Origin of the sequence: Variovorax brevis (assembly GCF_030317105.1) — a bacterium.
Taxonomy (GTDB): Bacteria; Pseudomonadota; Gammaproteobacteria; order Burkholderiales; family Burkholderiaceae_C; genus Variovorax; species Variovorax brevis.
Genome location: NZ_JASZYG010000005.1, coordinates 263,054 through 283,585, shown reverse-complemented (window position 1 = coordinate 283,585; position 20,532 = coordinate 263,054). Strand labels below are relative to the sequence as shown.

At 66.9% G+C, this 20,532-nt stretch carries 15 protein-coding genes and 1 pseudogene; 7 read left to right on the top strand and 9 right to left on the bottom strand.

What is annotated here, in order from left to right; all coding sequences use genetic code 11:
- The first annotated feature begins 2 nt into the window (after positions 1 to 2).
- On the top strand, positions 3 to 926 hold the full coding sequence (locus QTI66_RS17745; protein ID WP_286561149.1) for a TorF family putative porin: 924 nt from the start codon (positions 3 to 5) through the stop codon (positions 924 to 926).
- Positions 927 to 933: 7 nt separating this feature from the next.
- On the opposite strand, the gene QTI66_RS17740 is transcribed toward QTI66_RS17745, so the two are convergent.
- Together QTI66_RS17740 and QTI66_RS17735 are read right to left on the bottom strand one after the other, a co-directional pair.
- Complete coding sequence (locus QTI66_RS17740) at positions 934 to 1,350, bottom strand: hypothetical protein (protein WP_286561148.1); 417 nt, start codon at positions 1,348 to 1,350, stop codon at positions 934 to 936.
- Positions 1,347 to 1,790 carry an acyl-CoA thioesterase gene (locus QTI66_RS17735; RefSeq protein ID WP_286561147.1) on the bottom strand — a complete coding sequence of 148 codons (444 nt, stop codon included), beginning with the start codon at positions 1,788 to 1,790 and terminating at the stop codon, positions 1,347 to 1,349. Before QTI66_RS17735 ends, QTI66_RS17740 begins: the two co-directional genes overlap by 4 nt.
- 214 nt (positions 1,791 to 2,004) lie before the next feature.
- Between QTI66_RS17735 and QTI66_RS17730 the strand changes: the two genes are divergently transcribed.
- The 3 genes from QTI66_RS17730 to QTI66_RS17720 all read left to right on the top strand — a co-directional run bounded on the left by QTI66_RS17730 (position 2,005) and on the right by QTI66_RS17720 (position 6,237).
- Positions 2,005 to 3,471: an efflux transporter outer membrane subunit gene (locus QTI66_RS17730; protein WP_286561146.1), complete on the top strand. Its 1,467-nt coding sequence runs from the start codon at positions 2,005 to 2,007 to the stop codon at positions 3,469 to 3,471.
- Between the two features lie 142 nt (positions 3,472 to 3,613).
- Positions 3,614 to 4,678: an HlyD family secretion protein gene (locus QTI66_RS17725; RefSeq protein WP_286561504.1), complete on the top strand. Its 1,065-nt coding sequence runs from the start codon at positions 3,614 to 3,616 to the stop codon at positions 4,676 to 4,678.
- An 11-nt stretch (positions 4,679 to 4,689) separates the two neighbouring features.
- Complete coding sequence (locus tag QTI66_RS17720) at positions 4,690 to 6,237, top strand: DHA2 family efflux MFS transporter permease subunit (protein ID WP_286561145.1); 1,548 nt, start codon at positions 4,690 to 4,692, stop codon at positions 6,235 to 6,237.
- Positions 6,238 to 6,272: 35 nt separating this feature from the next.
- On the opposite strand, the gene QTI66_RS17715 is transcribed toward QTI66_RS17720, so the two are convergent.
- Positions 6,273 to 7,010 (bottom strand): response regulator, encoded by a 738-nt coding sequence (locus tag QTI66_RS17715; protein ID WP_286561144.1) that lies wholly within the window; start codon positions 7,008 to 7,010, stop codon positions 6,273 to 6,275.
- A 254-nt stretch (positions 7,011 to 7,264) separates the two neighbouring features.
- Between QTI66_RS17715 and QTI66_RS17710 the strand changes: the two genes are divergently transcribed.
- Positions 7,265 to 7,636: a response regulator gene (locus tag QTI66_RS17710; protein WP_286561143.1), complete on the top strand. Its 372-nt coding sequence runs from the start codon at positions 7,265 to 7,267 to the stop codon at positions 7,634 to 7,636.
- Positions 7,633 to 10,950 (top strand): PAS domain-containing protein, encoded by a 3,318-nt coding sequence (locus tag QTI66_RS17705; RefSeq protein ID WP_286561142.1) that lies wholly within the window; start codon positions 7,633 to 7,635, stop codon positions 10,948 to 10,950. The genes QTI66_RS17710 and QTI66_RS17705 overlap by 4 nt, the downstream gene beginning before the upstream one ends.
- Before the next feature lie 40 nt (positions 10,951 to 10,990).
- On the opposite strand, the gene QTI66_RS17700 is transcribed toward QTI66_RS17705, so the two are convergent.
- A complete protein-coding gene (locus tag QTI66_RS17700; RefSeq protein WP_286561141.1) occupies positions 10,991 to 12,562 on the bottom strand; it encodes an AMP-binding protein in 1,572 nt (523 codons plus the stop codon).
- Positions 12,563 to 12,660: 98 nt separating this feature from the next.
- Complete coding sequence (locus tag QTI66_RS17695) at positions 12,661 to 13,413, bottom strand: class II aldolase/adducin family protein (RefSeq protein ID WP_286561503.1); 753 nt, start codon at positions 13,411 to 13,413, stop codon at positions 12,661 to 12,663.
- Between the two features lie 379 nt (positions 13,414 to 13,792).
- Here QTI66_RS17695 and QTI66_RS17690 point away from each other — a divergent pair, with 379 nt between their 5' ends.
- Positions 13,793 to 14,200 (top strand): hypothetical protein, encoded by a 408-nt coding sequence (locus tag QTI66_RS17690; protein ID WP_286561139.1) that lies wholly within the window; start codon positions 13,793 to 13,795, stop codon positions 14,198 to 14,200.
- 28 nt (positions 14,201 to 14,228) lie between these two features.
- Here QTI66_RS17690 and QTI66_RS17685 read toward each other — a convergent pair whose 3' ends face one another.
- The 4 genes and pseudogenes from QTI66_RS17685 to QTI66_RS17670 all read right to left on the bottom strand — a co-directional run bounded on the left by QTI66_RS17685 (position 14,229) and on the right by QTI66_RS17670 (position 20,435).
- Positions 14,229 to 15,599 (bottom strand): NTP/NDP exchange transporter, encoded by a 1,371-nt coding sequence (locus QTI66_RS17685; RefSeq protein ID WP_286561137.1) that lies wholly within the window; start codon positions 15,597 to 15,599, stop codon positions 14,229 to 14,231.
- Positions 15,596 to 16,300: an NADPH-dependent F420 reductase gene (locus QTI66_RS17680; protein ID WP_286561136.1), complete on the bottom strand. Its 705-nt coding sequence runs from the start codon at positions 16,298 to 16,300 to the stop codon at positions 15,596 to 15,598. The genes QTI66_RS17685 and QTI66_RS17680 overlap by 4 nt, the downstream gene beginning before the upstream one ends.
- 239 nt (positions 16,301 to 16,539) lie before the next feature.
- Positions 16,540 to 17,028, bottom strand: a pseudogene (locus QTI66_RS17675) (HNH endonuclease family protein); the annotation flags it as partial.
- A 584-nt stretch (positions 17,029 to 17,612) separates the two neighbouring features.
- A complete protein-coding gene (locus QTI66_RS17670) occupies positions 17,613 to 20,435 on the bottom strand; it encodes a winged helix-turn-helix domain-containing protein (RefSeq protein WP_286561135.1) in 2,823 nt (940 codons plus the stop codon).
- Between the last annotated feature and the right edge of the window lie 97 nt (positions 20,436 to 20,532).

The window sequence follows — 20,532 nt, the reverse complement described above, 5'->3', positions numbered from 1 at the left end:
TCATGCGTTCGTTCCCTCGCCCCGCCCCCGGCAGCATTGCCGCCGCCGTCTTCGTCTTCGCCACGACGAGCGCGATGGCGCAGTCCACCGACAAGCCCGCAGATGCCCCGGCCGACGCCGGTCCGTGGACCGTCACGAAGCACATCGACCTGGCCTACCCCTACGTGCTGCGCGGTGCGACCACCACCTACGGCAATGGCGCACCGCTCGGCAATGCGGGCGCCGATGCGCCGGAGTCGTCGCGCGTGGCGTTGCAGTGGGGCATCGACTTCGTCCACACGAGCGGCTGGAGCTTCGGCTACTGGGCCTCGACCATCAACTACTCGTACAAGCAACTGGGCCGCTCGTATGACGACCGGAGCATCACCGACTTCCAGCACCCCAAGTCCGTCGAGAACGACTTCTACGGCGCCTACAGCGGCAACATCGTGGGCGACCTCGGCTACACGGCGGGCATGACGGGCTATGTCTACATCAACGGCGTGCACGCCAACGCGCTGGAGACCAAGCTGGGCCTGACTTATGGACCGATCGCGGTCAACGCACAGACGCTGCTGAACGACGTGGTCTGGGGAAACAAGGGCGACACGTATTGGAGCGTCGTCTACACGCAGCCCCTGCCCTACGACCTGACCTTCACCGGCACGCTGGGCGCCTACACCTACAGCAAGGAAGGCACCTACCTCGGCACACGCGACACGGCCTTCGGCGTGAACTGCGCAGCCAACGAAGCCTTCGTCGTCAACGGCTGCTTCGTGGGCACCCGGCCGATCGGCAGCGCCTTTCGTCACCTGACGCTCGCGCTGTCAGGCCCGATCCCGACCACGCCCGTCAACTGGAACGTGGCCGTGATCATCGGCGGCGACAACCGCTTCGGCATCAAGCAGGACACGAAGATGACGGGCTCGGTCAGCGTCGTGTTCTGATCCTGGCTCACAGTGGCGTTCGCAGGTAAAGAATGACCTGCGTCAGCCGGATCGACAGCGCCACATAGAGCAGGACCGCTGAGAACTTCAGGAACCGGGGCTGGCGCAGCCGCGTCAAGCGGCGCAACCCGTCGAAAAGGTTGAGCCCCAGCAGCAGCGCGCCCAGGGCCGCGATCGCGTAGCCCGCGGTGTGAATCGCCCACATGCCACGCAGCGGCGACACGCCGACGTGGTTGATCGCATAGAGGCCCGCGCCGACGATGGCGGCGCCGGTCAGCACATTCCTGGCGTGCTGGAAGAAGGTGTTGAGGCCATCCTTCTCGAACAGTACAACGGCCATCGACCGCCAGGTGCGCCTGAGATTGACGCGTACGCCGGCAACGACAGGCGTGCGCTTTCCGGCAGGTTCCAGGTCGGTCTTCATACGGCCTCCTTCTCGCTCGCAAGCCCGCGCCCCGCGTCTTCGCGCCACCGATCGGCCATCGCCTGCGGAAACGCGCAGGCCTTGCGTGCCGAGGCGTCCATGAACACGGCAGTGAGCGTGCTCACCGCCACGACGTCATCCGCCTGGTCACCGCGCCGCATCTCGTGGCGGATGCGCAGCACTTTCGCCTTCACGTCGATCAGTTCGGAGTGGATCGACACCAGGTCGCCCGCGTGCAACTCGCGCCGGTACTGCGTCAGCTGCTCGACCGCCGCCATGCCGCGCCCAGCCTCCTTCAGCCAGGCCGGCGTGAGGCCGAGCGAGCCGAAGAACTGCCAGCCCGCCTCGTCGAACTTGCCCGTGTACCACATGACGTTCATGTGGCCCATGTGGTCGCACTGCCAGGGGTAGACGGTGCCGCGGTAGGTGAGTTGTTGCATCGCTGCGCTCCATTGGGTTGTCTGCTTGAGCGCTCAAATCTATGAGGCGACCACACGGCGTGCATGTCGAAGGCGACGCGTCTTGATTTCAAATGAAACGCAGCGCCCCGATTTCAAATGACACACACCGGTCGCCGGCGAGAAATGTGCAGTCAACCGGTCGTCCGCACGATTCGCCTCCATCAGCAACCCATCGCATGGAGCGCGACATCCCATGACAGACAAGCCATCGAATCCCGCACAGCAAGGCGCGGGGGCAACCCGAACCCTCTCGGCCGCGCTCGCGACCATCACCGCCGCCATGATCTCCGCCTGCGCCCAACTGCCGGCGCGCGAAGCGGAACCGCAGGTCAAGCCGGTCACGCAGTACGCCACCGCGCAGAGCTTTGCGGCCGCCCCGGCCCCGTGGCCTGTCGACGCATGGTGGCGCAACTACGAAGACGCTCAACTCGACCAGTTGATCGCCGAAGCGCTCGCCGACGCACCGAGCGTGGCAGCCGCGGACGCGCGACTGCGCCGTGCGCAAGCCTTCGTGCAGTCGGCCGATGCCGCACTGATGCCGCAAGTCGGCGCCAACGCGTCGATCACCAGCCAGAAGCAGAGCTACAACTACCTGAGCCCGCGCAACGCGACACCCGAAGGCTGGAACGGCTACGGCCGCGCCACGCTCGACTTCTCCTGGGAGATCGACTTCTGGGGCAAGAACCGCGCAGCCCTGGCCGCCACCACCTCGGATGCCGATGCGGCGCGCGCCGACGCGGCGCAGGCGCGGATCATCCTGGCGACGTCCATCGCCTCGGCCTATGCGGAACTGGCGCGCCAGCATGCCGCGCTCGACACGGCCCAAGCCGCGCTCACGGTTCGCAGCAAGACCGCCGATCTGCTGACGCGCCGCTTCGACAACGGCCTTGAAACCCTGCCAAGCGTCAAGCAGGTCGATGCGCGCCGCGCCTCGGCGCAGGCAGAGGTGCTGTCCATCGAGGAGCAACTGGCGCTGCAACGCAACCGCATCGCGGCACTGGTCGGTGCCGGACCCGATCGCGCGCTGAGCATTTCCCGCCCGACCGTGCGCCTGCAACGCGCCTTCGGCCTGCCCTCGCAACTGCCTGCCGAACTGATCGGCCGCCGGCCCGACGTGGTGGCCGCCCGCCTGCGCGCGGAAGCCACCGCCAAGCGCATTGACCAGGCACGCGCCGCCTTCTATCCGAACGTGAACCTCGTCGCCTTCATCGGCGTGCAGTCGCTCGGCCTGGACATGCTCAGCAAGAACGGCTCGTCGATCGGCAGCATCGGCCCGGCCATCTCCCTGCCGATCTTCGACGGCGGCCGGCTGCGTGCCCAGTTGGGCGGTGCCAATGCCGACTACGCGCAGGCCGTGGCGAGCTACGACGGCACGGTCGTCCAGGCGCTGCAGGACGTGGCCGATGCAGCCGTGAGCCAGAAGGCGCTCGGCCCGCAACTGGCGCGCACCGACGAAGCCGTGGGCGCCGCGCGCGAGGCGTGGCGGCTGCAGAACAACCGCTACGAAGGCGGCCTGTCGAACTACCTCGAAGTGCTGTCCGCCGAAGACACGCTGCTGGCCAACCTGCGCACGCAGAGCGACCTGCAATCACGCGCTTTCACGCTCGACGTCGCACTCGTGCGCGCCCTTGGCGGTGGCTACGTCGCCACACAGAACTGAACCCCTCTCTCTCGAACCTGAACAGGAGATCACCATGTCCAAGATGAAAACCGACCTGCTGCAAGCCGCTGGCGACGCCGTCGTCGCGCATGAGGATGAAACCGTCAAGCCCGCCGGCCCCAGCCGCAAGCGTCTCTTCGTGATGCTGGGCTTGACGGTGCTGACCGCAGCCACCGGCTATGGCGGCTACGAGTACATCCACGCCTCGCGCTTCATCTCGACCGACAACGCCTATGCCGCGACCGAGACGGCGCAAGTCACGCCCGCGATCAGCGGCATCGTGCGCGAAGTGCGCGTCGCTGACACGCAAGCCGTGCAGCGTGGCGATGTCGTGGTCGTGCTGGACGACACCGATGCGCGCCTGGCACTCGACCAGGCCGAAGCCGAACTCGGCCGCGCGGTGCGGCGCGTGCGCGGCTACGTCGCGAGCGACAGCAGCCTGGCGGCGCAGATTGCCGCTCGCGCGTCCGACCAGCAGCGCGCCGCGGCGCAAGTCGCCTCCGCGCAAGCCGACTTCGAACGTGCACGCGTCGACCTGTCGCGGCGCCAGGCGCTCGCCGACTCGGGCTCCGTGTCGGGCGACGAACTCACCAAGGCGCGCAACGCCTTCGACACCGCGCAGGCCAGCCTGGCGGCCGCGCAGGCGAATGCGCTCCAGTCGCGCGCCAACCACAAGGCGGCGATCGGCTCGCGCGAAGCCAACGCGGTGCTGATCGCCGACACCACGGAGGACACCAACCCCGAAGTCACGCTGGCCCGCGCCCGCCGCGACCAGGCGCGCGTGAACCTCGAACGCACGGTGGTCCGCGCGCCGGTCGACGGCGTGATCGCCAAGCGCACGGTGCAACTCGGCCAGCAAGTGCAGCCCGGCGCGGCGCTGCTGTCGGTCGTGCCGGTGGGCGACATGCATGTGGACGCGAACTTCAAGGAAGTGCAGCTCGACCGCGTGCGCGTCGGCCAGCCGGTCACGCTGGCGTCGGACCGTTACGGCAAGAAGGTGACGTACCACGGCGTCGTCGAAGGCTTGGCCGGCGGAACAGGCGCGGCCTTCGCGACCATCCCGGCGCAGAACGCGACCGGCAACTGGATCAAGGTCGTGCAGCGTCTGCCGGTGCGCATCCGCCTGGATGCGCAGGAGCTGGCGAAGCGTCCGTTGCAGGTGGGCCTGTCGATGCACGCCACCATCGACACGCGCAGCGTGCATTGAGGAGACCTGCCATGTCGCGAAACTCGACATCGGCTTGCGAAGCCGAAGCGCCGCTGCAAGGCGGCATGCTGTGGCTGGCGGCCATCGTGCTCGCGGCCGCGAACTTCATCGCGGTGCTGGACATGACGATCGCCAACGTCTCGGTGCCGAACATCGCCGGCAGCCTGGGCATCAGCAGCAGCCAGGGCACCTGGGTGATCACCTCGTACGCGGTGGCGGAGGCCATCATTGTGCCGCTCACCGGCTGGATCGCCGGGCGCTTCGGCGCGGTGCGCGTGTTCGCCACCGCGATGCTGCTCTTCGGCGCCTGCTCAGCGCTCTGCGGTGTTTCCAACTCGCTGGGCATGCTCGTGCTGGGGCGCGTGCTGCAAGGCCTCTCGGGTGGCTCGCTGATGCCGCTGTCGCAGACGCTGCTGCTGCGCATCTTCCCGAAGGACAAGGCGCCCGCTGCGATGGCCTTGTGGGCCATGACGACGCTGGTCGCGCCCATCCTCGGGCCGATTTTGGGCGGGTGGCTGTGCGACAGCTTCTCGTGGCCGCTGATCTTCTTCATCAACGTGCCGATTGCGATGTTCGTCGCGCCGATCGCGTGGCGCATGCTCAAGCGCTACGAGGCGCCGCTGGTGCGCGCACCGATCGACACTGTGGGGCTGATGCTGCTGATCGTCTTCGTCTCGGCCTTGCAACTGATGCTCGACCTTGGCAAGGAGCATGACTGGTTCGCCTCGACGGAGATCTGCATGCTGGCGGTTGTCGCGGCGGTGGGCTTCGTGGCCTTCCTGATCTGGGAGTTCACCGAGGAGCACCCGATCGTCGACTTGCGCGTGTTCCGCCATCGTGGCTTTACAGCCGGTGTCATCACGATCTCGCTCGGCTTCGGTGCGATGTTCGGTGCCAACGTGCTGACGCCGCTGTGGTTGCAGTCGTACATGGGCTACACGTCCACATGGGCGGGGTTGACGACGGCGTGGTCGGGCGTGCTCGCCGTGTTCTGCGCGCCGATTGCCGGCAAGCTGATCGCGAAGGTGGACCCGCGCCTGCTCATCTTTGCGGGGCTGCTGTTGTTGGCCGGGGTGATGGTGCTGCGCACCGTCGCGACCACCGACATGACCTACTGGCAGATCGCGATTCCGCTGATCCTCATGGGCCTGGGCCTGCCCTTCTTCTTCGTGCCGCTCACCGCGCTCACGCTGGGCAGCGTCGAAGAGCATGAGACGGCCGCGGGCGCCGGCTTGCAGAACTTCATGCGCACGCTGTCCGGCGCGTTCGCGACCTCGATGGTCACCACGATGTGGGAAGACCGCACCAGCGCGCTGCACGCCGAGATGGTGGGGATGATGGACCCCATGGGCGAGACCGCCGGCAAGCTCGCCGCGTCGGGCCTGTCGGGCGACCAGGTGCGCAGCATGATGGACAACCTGCTGCAAGGCCAGAGCGTGATGCTCGCGACGAACCAGATCATGTGGCTCGTGGGCGCTGCCTTCCTGCTCTCCGCGGTGGTGATCTGGATTGCGCCCAAGCCCAGCCGCAGCGTGGACATGACGCAGGCGGGGCACTGAGCCCGCGGGCCGGCGAGGCGGTTGAAAGAGTCTGGCTACCTCAACGCGTCAACAGGCGCGTCAAAGAGGTAGCCAGCGCCCCGCTCCGTGCGGATGTACTGCGGATGCGCCGGATCGACCTCGATCTTTCTGCGAAGGCGCAATATTTGCACGTCGATCGAACGGTCATAGACCTCCGCGTTGTGCATGCGGGAGAGTTCCAGCAACTGGTCGCGCGTCAGCACCCGGCGCGGCGCCGACAGGAAGGCGGTGAGCAAGCTGAACTCGCCGTTCGTCAGTTCCACCGGCTCGCCCTGCGCCGACTTCAGCCGCCGCAAGCCGACGTTCAGTTCCCACCCGCCAAAGCGGTAGGCGCGCACTTTGGAAATCTCGTCGGCCACGGTGGCGCGGATCCTGGCGCGGCGCAGCAGGGCGCGCACGCGCGCCAGCAGTTCGCGCGGGCTGAATGGCTTGGTCAGGTAGTCGTCGGCGCCCAGTTCCAGCCCCATCACGCGGTCGGCTTCGTCCGCCCGGCCGGTCAGCATCAGGATCGGGATTTGCGATTCCTCGCGCAGGCGGCGCGCGATCTGCATGCCGTCCTCGCCGGGAAGCCGGACGTCCAGGATGACCAGGTCGACCATCTCGCGCGACATGATGTCGGCCAGTTCCCGGCCCGACGCCACCGCGGTCACGCGCAGTTCGTTGTCGGCAAGGTATTCGGCGATCAGGTCGCGGACGGCGGGATCGTCGTCCAGCGCCAGCACATGCGGCAGCACGCTCGATACAACTTCCATGATGACCCCCACTTGGGTGGCCCGACGTCGGTGCCGGGCCCGCGCGGCCAATATCGTAGACGCGTCGAAGCGGTTTGGGCGATGTCCGCGACGGCTCTCGCCACGCGCCCGATTGCAGATGTAATCTTCGCGCTGTCGTCCTGCAACGCAGCCGCAATGGATCGAGGACTCAATGAAGCATCCAACGACGCTCCGGAGATCACGATGTGCCCCCGAACGCCAGCCACGCGCGCCCTTCGCGCGCCAGGGCGACCATGAACAACGCAGGCCCGACCGTGCTGGTCATCGACGCCGAACGGCAGACCTTCGAGCTGCTGCGCGAGTGGCTGACCGAATCGGGATGGCGGGTCGCCGACGAAAGCACGGGCGGCGCCTGGGCGCCCTTTCAACTGGTGCTGGTGGACGTGGCCTTTCCGCGCCGCGACGGCGCCGCGACCTTGCACCGCATCACGGCCGAACATGCCGGCACGCCGGTGCTGATGCTCTCGGCCATGTTTCACGCCAGCGTCGAAGCCTGCGGCGACTTGGCGCGCTCGCTGGGCGTGGCCTGCGTGCTGCCCAAGCCGGTGCGGCGTGAGGCGCTGACGGCCGTCGTTCGCCGCGTCTCGAACCCCCCGCTGCCATGAAGATCCCCACGTCCCTCGATGGCTGGCTGGCCCAGCGCTCGCTGCGGCGCAGCGTGCCGTGGATCGGGGCGCTATTCATCGCGGCGATCGTGGGATTTGCGGCGCTCGACATCGTGCGCGGCTACCGCGCCACGGTCGCGCAGACCGGCAGCGAACTCGACACGCAGGCACGCACCATCGCCGAGCAGACGGCCCGCACCTTGCAGGCGGTCGATGTGGTGCTGCGCCACATCCAGGACCAGTACCGCCAAGGCGTGGTCGATGCCATGGAGCCGGCGGCACTGCATGCCTACCTGCGCGACCAGGCCGTGGGCCTGGTGCAGATCGACGGCCTGGTGCTGGTGCGCGCCGACGGCATCGCCCGTGCCAACTCGCTGCGGCACCCGCTGCCCGAAGGCGTGCCCAGCGCGGCGAACGTCGATGTGTTCCAGGCCGCGCGCGAAGACATGACCGGCAAGCTGCTGGTCGGCAACGTCACGATCAGTGCCATCGATCGCGCGGTGGTGTTTCCGATGGCGCGCCGGCTTGAGACTGCCGATGGCAGGTTTGCCGGCGCGGTCGGGGCGCGGGGGCGTGTCGACTACTTCCAGCAGTTCTACCGCGACGTGCAGGGCGAGCCCAGCACCAAGATCTCGCTGCTGCGGCGCGACGGCATGCTGCTCGCGCGCCAGCCGAGCGCGGATGCGTCGCTGGGCAAGCGCCTGCCGCTGTCCGATGAGTTGCTGGCTGCGCAGGCCGGTGGCGCCGGGCCGGTTCGCACCGTGAGCCCGATCGACGGCGTGGAGCGCTTCGGCTCGTTGCAGGCGGTGCCGGACTATCCCCTGGTCGTGGCCATCACGCGTGATGTTTCCGCGGCGCTGGCTCCGTGGCGCGAAGAAGCCATCAGTTCCGCGGTGCGCACGCTGGCGCTGGCTGGCCTCGCCGCCGCCCTGCTGGCGCTGGCCACGCGGCAGCTCCGGCGCATCGACACGACACGCCGTTCGCTCGAAGCGGCGCGCGAGCGCTTCGCGCTGGCCGTGAGCGGTGCCGACGTCGGCATCTGGGACTGGGATCACGCCAGCAACCGCATGTTCGGCTCACCGCGGACGCGCGAACTGCTGGGCATGCAGCCGGGCCCGGATTCGGAGCCGGCGCGCGACTGGTTCAACCAGATCCATTGCCATCCGGACGACGAAGCGATCCGCTGGTCAGCGCTCGACGACCACCTCGCCGGCAAGACGCCCGCGTACGAAGAGGAGTACCGCGTGCTGCATCCCGACGGCGTCTACCGCTGGGTGCGCGTGCGCGGCGTCTGCGTGCGCGACGGGGCCGGCGGTGCGGTGCGCATGGCCGGCTCGGTGAGCGACGTCGATGCGCGACGGCGTGCCGAAGAAGGCTTGCGCCAGAGCGAAGAACGCTTCGCGCTCGCGGTCGCGGGCTCGAAAGACGGCGTCAGCGACTGGGACATCGTCAACGACCGCATGTTCACCTCGCCGCGGGCGATGGAGATCTGCGGCATCCAGTCCGACCTGACCGTGCGCACGCGCGCCGAGTGGCTCGCGTTGCTGCAGTTGCATCCGGACGACGCGCAACGCTACACCGATGACCTTGACCGCCATTTCCGCGGCGAGGTCGATGTGCGCGACGGCGAATACCGCGTGCGCCAGCCCGACGGCGAATACCGTTGGGTGCGCATCCGCGGCAAGTCGGTGCGCGATGCGGAAGGCCGCGCCATCCGCTGGGCCGGATCGTCCAGCGACATCGATGCGCAAAAGCGGGTCGAGCAGGCCTTGCGCCAGTCCGAAGAGCGCTACCAGCTCGCGGTGGCCGGTTCCAACGAAGGCCTGTGGGACTGGGACCTGCGGCGCGACATGCTCTTTCTTTCGCCCCGCGCGCAGACCCTGCTGGGACGCGAGCCCGGGGAGCCGCTGCGGCCACGGCGCGAGTGGATCAACAGCGGCCAATACCACCCCGACGACGAGGCCGCGATGCGGCAAGCGCTCTCGCAACATTTGCGTGGCCTGACGCCGCACTTCAGTTGCGAATACCGCATCCGCCACACCTCGGGCGAATGGCACTGGTATCGCCAGCGCGGCGTGGCGGTGCGCGACGCGCGCGGGCGCGCCTACCGCGTGGCCGGCTCGATGGAAGACGTGACCGACCGCCGCACCGCCGAGGCGGACCGCGACCGCTTCGAGGCGCAACTGCGGCAGGCGCAAAAGCTGGAGGCCATCGGCACGCTGGCCGGCGGCATCGCGCACGACTTCAACAACATCCTTGCGGCCATCCTCGGCTATGGCGAAATGGCGCAGAAGGAAGCGGTGCCCGGCACCGCGCAGCAGCGCCACATCGACGCGGCCATGAGCGCCGCGATGCGCGCCAAGTCGCTGGTCGAACGCATCCTCGCTTTCAGCCGCAGCGGCGTCGGCGAGCGCGTGCCGGTGCACGTGCAGACCATCGTGGCCGAAGCGCTGGAAGTCGTCTCGGCCTCGTTGCCATCGGGCATGGTGCTCGAACATCACATCGACGTGGGCGATGCCGCGGTCATGGGTGACCCGACGCAGCTGCATCAGGTGGTGGTGAACCTGTGCGCGAACGCGGCGCAGGCAATGCGCTCAACGGGTACGTTGCGGGTCGGCGTCTCGACCATCGAACTGGCGCAGCCGTTGGCCGTCACGACCAGCATACTGACATCCGGCAAGTACGTGCGCCTTGTCGTGGAGGACAGCGGCGCCGGCATCGCGCCCGGCGTGCTCGAACGCATCTTCGATCCGTTTTTCACGACCCGCGAAGTGGGTGTCGGCACCGGGCTGGGCCTGTCGCTGGTGCACGGCATCGTGACCGACTTGGGCGGCGGCATCGAGGTGCAAAGCCTGGTGGGGCACGGCACGACGATGACGGTGTTCGTGCCATGGCAACGCACGGTGGCGGCACCCGCGAGTGCGCCGCAGGAATTGCCCTCCGGTGCGGGCGAAACCGTGCTGCTCGTGGACGACGAGGAGTCGCTGGTGCGGCTGGGCGAAGAGATGATGGCGGACCTCGGCTACGAGCCCGTGGGTTTCGCGTCGAGCACGGCAGCGCTCGCGAGCTTCCGGGCCACGCCGCACCGGTTCCAGGCCGTGCTGTCGGACGAGGCAATGCCGGAGATGACGGGCTCCGAACTCGCGCGGGAACTGCGGCGCATCCGGCCGGACATTCCGATCCTGTTGATGAGCGGCTACGTCACGCCGGCGCTGACGACGCGTGCGCGCGAGATCGGCGTGCGGGATGTGTTGGCGAAGCCGTTGGTTGCTGGGGATATTGCTTGCAGCCTGGCGAAGGCGTTGCATGGGTGAGAGGCGCATTTTGGCCAATCGCGCACGCAGGGGACAGCATTCACGCCACCGCCCGATTGCGCCCCTCCCAATAGCTCGCCCGCAACGCCTTCTTGTCCACCTTGTCCAACGCAGTCAACGGCAGCGCCTCCGCGAACTCCAGCACCTTCGGCGCCTGCACCACGCCCTTGCGCTCGGTGACAAACGCGATGAGTTCATCAGCGGCTACCCGCGCGCCCTCCTTCAGCACCACCACCGCCATCACCGCCTCGCCCCACTTCTCATGCGGCACGCCGATGACGGCCGAGAGCGCCACGGCCGGGTGCAGCGCAAGGCAGTTCTCCACCTCGCTCGAATACACGTTGAAGCCGCCCGAGATGATCATGTCCTTGGCGCGGTCGACCAGGTACAGATAGCCATCCGCGTCGCGCCGCGCCATGTCGCCGGTGTGCAGCCAGTTGCCGGCGAAGGCCTTCGCCGTTTCTTCGGGACGGTTGAGGTAGCCCGACATCAGCAGCGGACCGCGCACGCACAGCTCGCCGATCTCGCCGACGGCCACCTCCTTGTGGTCGGCATCGAGCAGACGCACCTGGTTGCCCGGCAGGCTGCGGCCGCAACTGCCGAGCAGGTGCGGACGATCCAGGTCGTGCTCATCGCGGCGCAGGTAGCTGATGGTCATGGGCGCCTCGGCCTGGCCGTACACCTGCGCGAACACCGGGCCCATGCGGCTCAACGCCTGTCGCAGCCGCGCCGGCGCCATGGGTGCGGCGCCGTAGAGCACCAAGCTCAGGCTCGCGATGTCGTGCTCGCCCAGTTCGGGTGAATCGAGCAGGCCGTAGATCTGCGTGGGCACCAGGAAGGTCGTGGTGATGCGTTCGGCGGCCACCATCTTCAGGAAGCCGCCCGGCGTGAACCGGTCCAGCAGATGCACCGTGCCGCCTTGCAAAAAGGTCGTGAGGATCATCGCGCCCGCCGCGTGCGACACCGGCGTGGCCGCCAGGAAGCGCACCTCCTGTGGCCACTCCCAGCCCGCCAACTGTTGCAACGCCGACGTCACCACCGTGCGCTGGTGATGCACGATGCCCTTGGACTTGCCGGTCGTGCCGCCGCTGTAGGCGATCTTGAGGATGTCGTCGGGCCGCACCTGCAATTCGATGTCGCTGCCGTCCGATCCGGCCGACGCAACCAGCAGATCGGTGCCGTAGATGGCCGGCCCCAGCGTCAGAACATGCCTGACGATGCCGCGCTGTGTGAGCGCCAGCCCACGATCGGCATGCCGTGGCACATCGACGACCAGCGCCATCACCTTGGCATCCGCGAGGATGAAAGCCTGGTCATCTTCCGAGCCCAGCGGATGCAGCGGCGTGTACGTCAGGCCCATCAGATGCGCTGCGATGATGGTCGCCACCGACTCGGGCCGATTGGTCGCGAGCACCGCGATGCCGTCTTGCCGCTTCAAGCCCATTGACTCGAAGCAGCGCACCATGCGATGGCAGGCCTCTTCGAGTTGCCGGTACGTCATGCGCACACCGCCGCCAACCAGCGCCTCGCGCGTCGCGAAGCCCTTGAACGCGGAGCGGTACAGCTCGGCGAAGGTCGAGCCGTGAAAGAGCGCTTCGTCTGGATGTTGCATCCACCCAGTAGACAGGCCCTGCGCCGCCGCCCGACCACCCTCATCGGGGGGCCGGGGCCAGCCCTTTGTCAACGCGCCAACTATTGCAAGACCACGCCTCAGTCGACCAGATCCGGCTGCTCCTTGGTGATGCGCGCATACAGCAGCTGGAACTGGAACCAGCCCGCGACCGGCGTACCGATCACCTCCCGCGTGGCCAGTGCGTGCTCACGCGCAATCTGGATGGGCGTGCCGGCTGCCGAGGCGAGCAATTGCGCCTGGCAAGACCTTTCCATGGTGATGAACCACCAAGCCGCCTCGTCCACCGTGCCGCCCACCGTGATCAAGCCGTGGTTGCGAAGGATGGCAGCCTTGCCTTTGCCCAGCGCATTCGCAATGCGTTCGCCTTCGCTCAAATCCAGCACCACGCCGGTGAAGTCGTCGAACAGGCTGTGATCCTCGTAGAAGGCACAGGCGTCCTGCGTGATCGGGTCGAGCAGCCGTCCCAGCGAAGAAAACGCCTTGCCGTGCAGCGAATGCGCATGGGCTGCGGCCACGCAGTCCGGGCGCGCCTGATGCACCTGCGAATGGATGGCAAATGCCGCGGCGTTGACCGGGTGCCTGCCCTCCACCACTTCGCCATGATGGTTCACCAGGATCAGGTCCGATGAGCGGATCAGGCTGAAGTGCATGCCGAACGGATTGACCCAGAAGTGATCCGGCTTCTCGGGGTCTCGGGCCGTGATGTGGCCGGCCGCGCCTTCGTCGAAGCCGAATTTCGAGAACAGCCGAAAAGCCGCCGCCAGCTTGCGCTTGCGATTGATCCGCTCTTGCGCGGGGTCCTCGATCTTGGGAATGGCGGGCATGGGCATGATGCCCTTCGCAGGCGACGCGTTCGGGGGGTTTTGCATTCGTGGGCCTCCGGGTTTTGATGCGCGCAAAGCGGACCGCCAGATGCGCGGGCTGGCTGAAGCGATCGGCAAAAGCGGATCGTTCGAACGCATCGTAGCGCTGATGGGGGCGGCGTGCGGCGGCCGACCCCTCGCCTGTCAGCTTCTGACACTAAACCAAAGGAGAGGGCCACTCTCACCCAAAGACTAGTTTCCAGAGGGATGGTGCACCGGTACAACCTCTACACGATTGAGCAATGTGAAGGCGCCCATTTCCAGCGTTGCGGACTGCGGCCACAAGGCCGGCCATTTTCACGATGGTGCCCGCGTTTTTGGCGACTTCGATTTGAAGGAGAGCGCAATGGCCTTGCTTCGCCAATGCCTGCGGGAACTGCGTGTACAGCGTCATGAATGGGATGCCGCAGAGTTTGACTGGCCAGCGACCAGATCCGAGCGCGAGGAGGCCTTGCTGACGCTGCCGCGCTTCGACCAGATGGGCGCATGGCCGGCACGGTTCATCACCCAGGGCGGGATCCTTTCCGGTTGCGCGTTGGGGGTGGTCAATGGCACGTCGGAGTTCATCGCCCACTGGATGAAGGAAAAATTCATCTCGATCAAGTCGAGCGAAACGCTGCCGGAAGACAAGGCGCGCGTCCACTTCGAATTCGCCTACGAAGTGGGTGGTGCGCGCAAGGAGGGCATTGGCACGTTGTCGATCGGGGACAAGAAGGTCGAAGCCCCGCCGAAGCCGGGCAGCATGGGCGAGTGAGGTCGCCCGGCGCGCGCGCGGCGGACAACTACAGCTTCTGCTTTTCGATTGCCATTGGCATTCTCGGCAGATCCGCTTGCGGTGGGTTGCCCTGCAAGCTAGTGCGCCGCTCCTGCGTGCGCCCCAGCGCCGTTGACAGCAGCGCCCACAACAATGCCACCGGCAGCGCACACAAGGCGATGGCGCCAATCTTGAGCCCCATTGCCTGCAAGCTGCTGAAAACCCAGCCATAGAGCGCGTCGGAGCCGCGATAGACCACCACGTCGATCATGTTCTTGGCCTTGTACTTCTCCTCGCGCCCGACGACCGTGAAGAACACCTGCCGCGCCGGATTGGCGATGGCGAAGTTCATCCACCGCTGCACCACCTGGAACACCAGCACGACCATCAGCACGGGGCTCCACCACAGCACCACGAAGCCGACCACATACACCGCAGGCAGCGCAGCCGCCGCAATGCCGGTGCCGAAGCGCTTGAGGAAGTGCCCCGTCGCGAAGACCTGCGTGGCCAGCGTCAGCAGGCCCACGATCAGGTCGACGCTCGCGAAGATGCGGGTCTGCGCGCCGGCGCCCTGCACGCTGGATGACACCAGGTTCGCCTGCATCAGATAGAGGATCGTCGCGCCGAAGGACAGCAGGCTCACCCACGCGGCGACACCCAGCAGGTACGGCGAGCGCAGCAACCCCGACAGGCCGGCGAAGACACTGCCGCCCACACGCTGCGCCGCATCGCCATCACGCCGCTGCGCCGACCCCTGCGACGTGCCCGCGCTGCGCTCCAGGCGCGCCGCGCAGAACACCGCGATCTCCAGGAACACGATCGCCGCGATCAGCAGGTTGTGCGGCCCCAGCGGCACCGCGAGCGCAATGGTGATCACCGGCCCCAGCAACGCGCCGGCCGTACCGCCCGCGCCGATAAAGCCGAACAGCCGCTTGCCCTGCTCGCTCGTGAACAGGTCCGCCATGAACGACCAGAACACCGCGACGGCGAACAGGTTGAACACGCTCACCCACACGAAGAACACGCGCGCCACGATCACCGGCGCGACGTCCAGCGCCAGCAGCAGCCAGAACACCGCCAGGTTGAGCACGAAGAAGTGATAGACGATCGGGATGAAGCGCGCCCTCGGCAGACGCGCCACCAGCGCGCCGTACACCGGCTGCGCCGCCAGCAGCGTCAGGAAGGTTGCGGTGAACAGCCACGGCAGCGCGCGCGTGCCGCCGGCAATGCCCATCTGGTCGCGCAGCGGCCGCAGCACGTAGTAGCCCGCCAGCAGCGCGAAGAAATAGCCGAAGGACCACAGCGCGGCGGCCAGTTCCTGCGGCGTCGCCGGCACGGCCTTTCGCAACCAGCCTTGCAACACGCCCGGCAGCCCGCGCTGAGGCGCCGCCGACGTCATGGCGCCAGCGACAGCTTCTGCTTCAGTTCCGCCGCACTCACCGACTGCCCATAGCCCGGCCCGCCGCGCTGGAAGCGCTTGGCGTCGGCCAGCTTGCCGACCACCACCGGATCGAAGCCGGCGTCGCGCACCAGTTGCGCCGCCACCTTCAGGGCTTGAGCGTCGTCGCCGGCGATCGGGATCGCCAGCTTCGGATCGGGCCGGTTGGCCTCGCGCGCGAAGATCGTGTACGACATGGTGTTGAACGCCCGCACCAGCCTCGCGCCGGAAAGGTATTTTTGCGAGACGACACCGATGCCCTCCTGCTCCACCTCGTCGGCCACGGATGACCCGTCACGCCCTGCCACGGCGTTGCAGGCGTCGAGCATGACCTTGCCTTTGAAGCTGCCGCTGAAGTCCTTGCCGATCTGTGGCAATGCGCCGTAGGGGACGGCGATGAAGAGGGCTTCGCCGAAGGCGATGGCTTCGGCGACGGTGCCCGCCTTGGCGAGCGGGCCGAGACCGGCGACGAGGTCCTTGAGTTCTTCGGGGTGGCGGGAGGAGAAGAGGACCGGGTGGCCGGATTTGACCCAGAGGGAGCCGATGGTGCCGCCTATGCGGCCGGAGCCGATGATGCCGATGGGGATGGGGCGGGGGGTTGGTTGGGCACCCGCGTGATTCGGCCATAACACTGTGAAGCCAGCACAGGCGCCGACCGCCATGACCAAGCGGCGACGAGTAAGGTCGAGGGAAAGATGTGGAAGCATCGAAACCTCCTGGATTGGCGAACACAAGGTGCGTGTTACCCAAACATCTTGGCTCACGGGAACCAGGCGCGCAACCCCGCGGCCGTATGGCTCACTTCGACCCAGGAAATGGCGGGACGATAGGCCCCCCCGCCCGACAGAGCTATATCAAGCGGATGCTGGGTCGCTCGAAGTCATAGGGGCGTCGAACGAAACTATGTGCGAGGCCAAATCGACAAGGCGTGAAACAGGAGATGCCGACCACGCTTGTCGATTGCAGCCTCATCCCACGTTGCTTCCGTTCGAATTTGGAGATTCAGAGGAAGCAGACTGTTCGCTTCAATTGCGGCTCGCTTCGTGAGCCAATCACCATTTGAAATCGAACTGTTGAGACTACCAGTGACAAGTGTGAGATTGCCAAAAGTCTGCAATGCGGCGTTTCGAGCGCGGGTAGCTTGAACCCTCTCATCTGAAGCAGATTGGTCCCAAGGATTTTCAACACCGGCGGATCCGTCTGCAAGAGGCCAACGCTTTATCCATGACTGAGGCATCAGATGCTCTACGGTCAGCGGACCACTCAACCTCACCTGCTCAGACTTCGACGTGCGATACGCGTCACTTATCCTCTTGAGGATATGCACGATTCGGGCATTGTTCAACGCCGAGTACGCGTGTCCTGTCATCCACGCGTTGGTGAACTCCTCGTCACTTGGCCAATGATCCGTAGCACTTTACGTTGCATTGCCGTGCAACCAAGCGACACCTTGATCGCAATTTTGAAAGGCCTTGCGCTATCGTTGGGCGCCGCGCATTCCGGAGATCTGCCATTGTCTGAGAACCTTACGCAGAAACAGTGGGCCTCGCGAGTCTTGGACGTGTTGGAACAGAGAATCGACTCCAACACACATCGAGTTCGCTCGATCACGAGCATCCAAATGTGTGACGAATTGGGTGTGCGACGCCAAAGCGGAATGGCACTTGGGCAGGCGCGAAGCCTCCTCGATCTCGTCTGCATTCAGCTCGGATTGCCGCAAATTGGACGGTGTATGAGCTTTCAGAGCGAACGTGTTGAAGAAGGCGCGTGGGTTGATTGGGCGGAGTTCACGCCGATATTGGTTCATTCAGCACAGGTCCACGCGTGGCAAGCCACCGAGATCACCAAACTTCGAGCGGGGATTTCAGCCCTGCCAGACAGGGCGGTCAAATCGCAGTGGACAGAGCTTGAAAGCCAGAGTTCTTCACTTCTGCGAAGAATGCTGCTCGTAGCCCAGGGTGACGTACTTGCTTCTCATGCTGCGTCCGCGGCTCTCATCCACGCCACCGCCTCGTCTCGCCCTGCGACACCCAACTTACCGTAGATGTTTTTCAGATGCCACTTCACGGTATCGATGGACAAACCGAGCGCCAGCGCAATTTTCTTGTTAGGCATCGCTTGCGCAAGTAAGCCCAGCACGTCTCGCTCGCGTTCACTCAATGGTTCAACGGGACGCCTTCCCCCACTTGTCTCCACATTGATCGCGGCTTTCGCATCGGTCGCGTGCAGCCCTCTCCCCGCACTCCCCAACCTCTCCGCATAAAACCCCAACACCGGATCCAACTGCGCATCCCTGGCAACTTCAGCGACGAGTTCGAGCACCCCCGGATCCGCATCCAGCAAACTCCTCACCAACCCCAGCCGATGCCCGCGCCGCAGCGCAGCCACCGTGCATTCCCTCGCCGCATCCATCCGCCCGCGCCGCCGCTCGATGGTCGCCTGGATCAACTTCAACTGCGCAATCAACCGCTGCCGTCCGCGCAGCTCGATGTTCGCAATCAGCGGCTCGATGCGCCTTGCCGCGTCGTCAAGATCCCCGCGCGCCATCGCCCACTTGATGCGCGCCCGCTCGGTGACGATGGCGATCTCGCCCAGCGCGCTTTGCGCCGCGTTCGCATGCCGCGCGTCGATCTCGCTGGCGCGGGTCAGCGCCACTTCGGCCTCGGCCACGTCGCCTATCTGCAAGCGGTATTGCATCTGCAGGACCAGGCTGTGCACCAGCAGGCGGTCCAGGCCCAGCGCGGCGCTGTAGTCCTCCAGCCGCTCCAGCCAGGCCATGGCTTCCATCCTTCGCCCCGCCACCCAGTGCGATCCGGCCAGCGTGCGGTGCACGCGCAGCACGGAGTCGGGCATCGACACGCGCTCCAGCGCATCGACGCGGTCTTCCAGCAGTTGCAAGGCGGCGGCGGCTTCGTCGTGTTCGTAAAGCACCTCACCCAGCAGCGCGGTCGCGAGGTAGGCCGGGTCGATGCAACTGCTGCCGCCTTCGTTGGCTTCGCGCAGCACGTCGCGGTAGATGCGCTCGGCCTGCGTCATGCGGCCTTCCATGGCGTAGCTCAGGCCGACCAGGGCACGGCCTTGCAGCGTGCCCGATGGCGTGCCGCGCAAGGGCACCCCGTTGATCAGGCGGATGGGGTTGTCCTGCTGGATGCGCCGGGCGTGGTCGTATTCGCCGCGGTGCATGTAGAGCCACGACAGGATGTTGTCGCGCCCGCCGATGGCCATGGCGTCCGCGCCTTCGGGCGCCGCGAGCAGGCGCGGCAGCAGCGCGATGGCGGCGTCGGTGTCGTCCTGCTGCACGGAGAGCGTGGCCTGCATCAGCGTGAGCGAGAAATGGCTGATGGCGTCGTCGGGCGGAATGTCCTTGCGCAGGCGCTCGATGTTGTCGGCAAAGGCGGCGAACTCGCGCGCGAACAGCTCGACGCGGATCATCCACAGCCGCAGGCCGACGCGCGCCTGCACCTGGGCGGCCGGCAGCTGGCGCACCAAGCCGATGAGCTTGCGCAGTTCGCCGCGCACGGCCAAGCCGTTGGCGGACTTTTCGACCAGCGCCGCGGCGGCTGCGCCCTCACCCGCGGCCACGGCCTGACGCACGGCTTCGTCGATGTGGCCGTGGTCGCGAAACCATTGCCAGGCGATGTGGTGCACCTGTTGCTGGTCGGCCTCGCTGCGCGCGTCGAGGCGCTCGCGCAGGGTTTCGCGCAGCAGCGGGTGCAGGCGGTACCAGGTCTCGCGCTCGGTGCTTTCCACGGGCACGATGAACAGGTTCTCGGCCTCAAGCCGTGCGAGCAGGGGCGCCATGGCGGGATCGCCTTCGGGACGGCCGAGCAGCACGGCGCACAGCGGCGCGCAGAAGCGGCTGCATGCCGACACGCTGATGAGCAGGTCCAGTTCCAGCGGCGAGAGGCGCGACAGCACTTCCTTTTCGAAGTAGGCGGCGAAGGCCTGCGGGTCTTGCACGTGCGTGCGCACGAAGTCGCCGGGGGCCTTGGCGTCTGCTGACGACGTGCCGGCTACCAGTTCCTGCCGGCGCTTCTTCCAGTTGATGGCCAGCAGTTGCAAGCCGGCGGCCCAGCCGTCGGTGAGTTCGTGCAGCAGCATCGCGTCGCGGTGGTCGATGCTGCCGAGCTGCGATTGCAGGAAGCGCTCCGATTCCGCGGGCGAAAAGCGCAGGTCGCGCACGTCGAGTTCCAGCACCTGGCCTTCGGCGCGCAGGCGCTCAAGCGACACGGGCGCGCTGCTGCGCGAGGCCAGCATCAGGTGCAGGTTGGCGGGCGCGTAGTCGAGCAACCATTGCAAGGCCTCGTGGATGCGCGGGTCGTCCAGGTGGTGCAGGTCGTCGAGCACCAGCACCAGGTCGCGCGGGTGGGCGGCGATGGAGCGCACCAGGGCGATCAGCGTGCGCTCGACGGCCTCGCTATCGACGCCGCGGCCGGCGAAGTCCGCCGCCTCCTGCGTGACGCCGGGCGCGGTCTGGGCGAGGCTGGCCAGCAGGTAGTCGAGCAGGCGGGTGAGTTCGTTGTCCTCGGGCGTCAGGGTAAGCCAGGCGACGTCGAAGCCCAGCGGCAGCAGGGCCTGGCGCCAGGCCACGAGGGTGGTGGTCTTGCCGGCGCCTGCCGGGCCTTGCAGCACCAGGCAGCGGCGGCGGCGGGCTTCCATCAGGCGGGTCAGCAGCGCGTCGCGCGCGACGATGCGGCCGGCGCTGCGCGGGGGGACCATCTTGGTGGTGACCAGCGGCTTCAGCGCGGAGGCGTCGGGTGCGCGTTCGGGTTTGCGGGGCTGGGGCTTGGTGGGCATGTGTCCGCGGCATTGTGACTCGCAGGAGCCAGTCAACGTCAAATCCGCAGGCATCCGCCCGCCGCCCCCCTGATTCATCGTCGGAACGGCCGAGCGC

Coding starts and splice junctions, on each gene's coding strand:
- QTI66_RS17745 (WP_286561149.1), top strand. CDS start 3: ATGCGTTCGTTCCCTCGCCCCGCCCCCGGCAGCATTGCCGCCGCCGTC.
- QTI66_RS17690 (WP_286561139.1), top strand. CDS start 13,793: ATGGCCTTGCTTCGCCAATGCCTGCGGGAACTGCGTGTACAGCGTCAT.
- QTI66_RS17680 (WP_286561136.1), bottom strand. CDS start 16,300: ATGGCGGTCGGCGCCTGTGCTGGCTTCACAGTGTTATGGCCGAATCAC.
- QTI66_RS17715 (WP_286561144.1), bottom strand. CDS start 7,010: ATGGAAGTTGTATCGAGCGTGCTGCCGCATGTGCTGGCGCTGGACGAC.
- QTI66_RS17705 (WP_286561142.1), top strand. CDS start 7,633: ATGAAGATCCCCACGTCCCTCGATGGCTGGCTGGCCCAGCGCTCGCTG.
- QTI66_RS17720 (WP_286561145.1), top strand. CDS start 4,690: ATGTCGCGAAACTCGACATCGGCTTGCGAAGCCGAAGCGCCGCTGCAA.
- QTI66_RS17700 (WP_286561141.1), bottom strand. CDS start 12,562: ATGCAACATCCAGACGAAGCGCTCTTTCACGGCTCGACCTTCGCCGAG.
- QTI66_RS17710 (WP_286561143.1), top strand. CDS start 7,265: ATGAACAACGCAGGCCCGACCGTGCTGGTCATCGACGCCGAACGGCAG.
- QTI66_RS17735 (WP_286561147.1), bottom strand. CDS start 1,790: ATGCAACAACTCACCTACCGCGGCACCGTCTACCCCTGGCAGTGCGAC.
- QTI66_RS17695 (WP_286561503.1), bottom strand. CDS start 13,413: ATGCCCATGCCCGCCATTCCCAAGATCGAGGACCCCGCGCAAGAGCGG.
- QTI66_RS17670 (WP_286561135.1), bottom strand. CDS start 20,435: ATGCCCACCAAGCCCCAGCCCCGCAAACCCGAACGCGCACCCGACGCC.
- QTI66_RS17685 (WP_286561137.1), bottom strand. CDS start 15,599: ATGACGTCGGCGGCGCCTCAGCGCGGGCTGCCGGGCGTGTTGCAAGGC.
- QTI66_RS17725 (WP_286561504.1), top strand. CDS start 3,614: ATGCTGGGCTTGACGGTGCTGACCGCAGCCACCGGCTATGGCGGCTAC.
- QTI66_RS17730 (WP_286561146.1), top strand. CDS start 2,005: ATGACAGACAAGCCATCGAATCCCGCACAGCAAGGCGCGGGGGCAACC.
- QTI66_RS17740 (WP_286561148.1), bottom strand. CDS start 1,350: ATGAAGACCGACCTGGAACCTGCCGGAAAGCGCACGCCTGTCGTTGCC.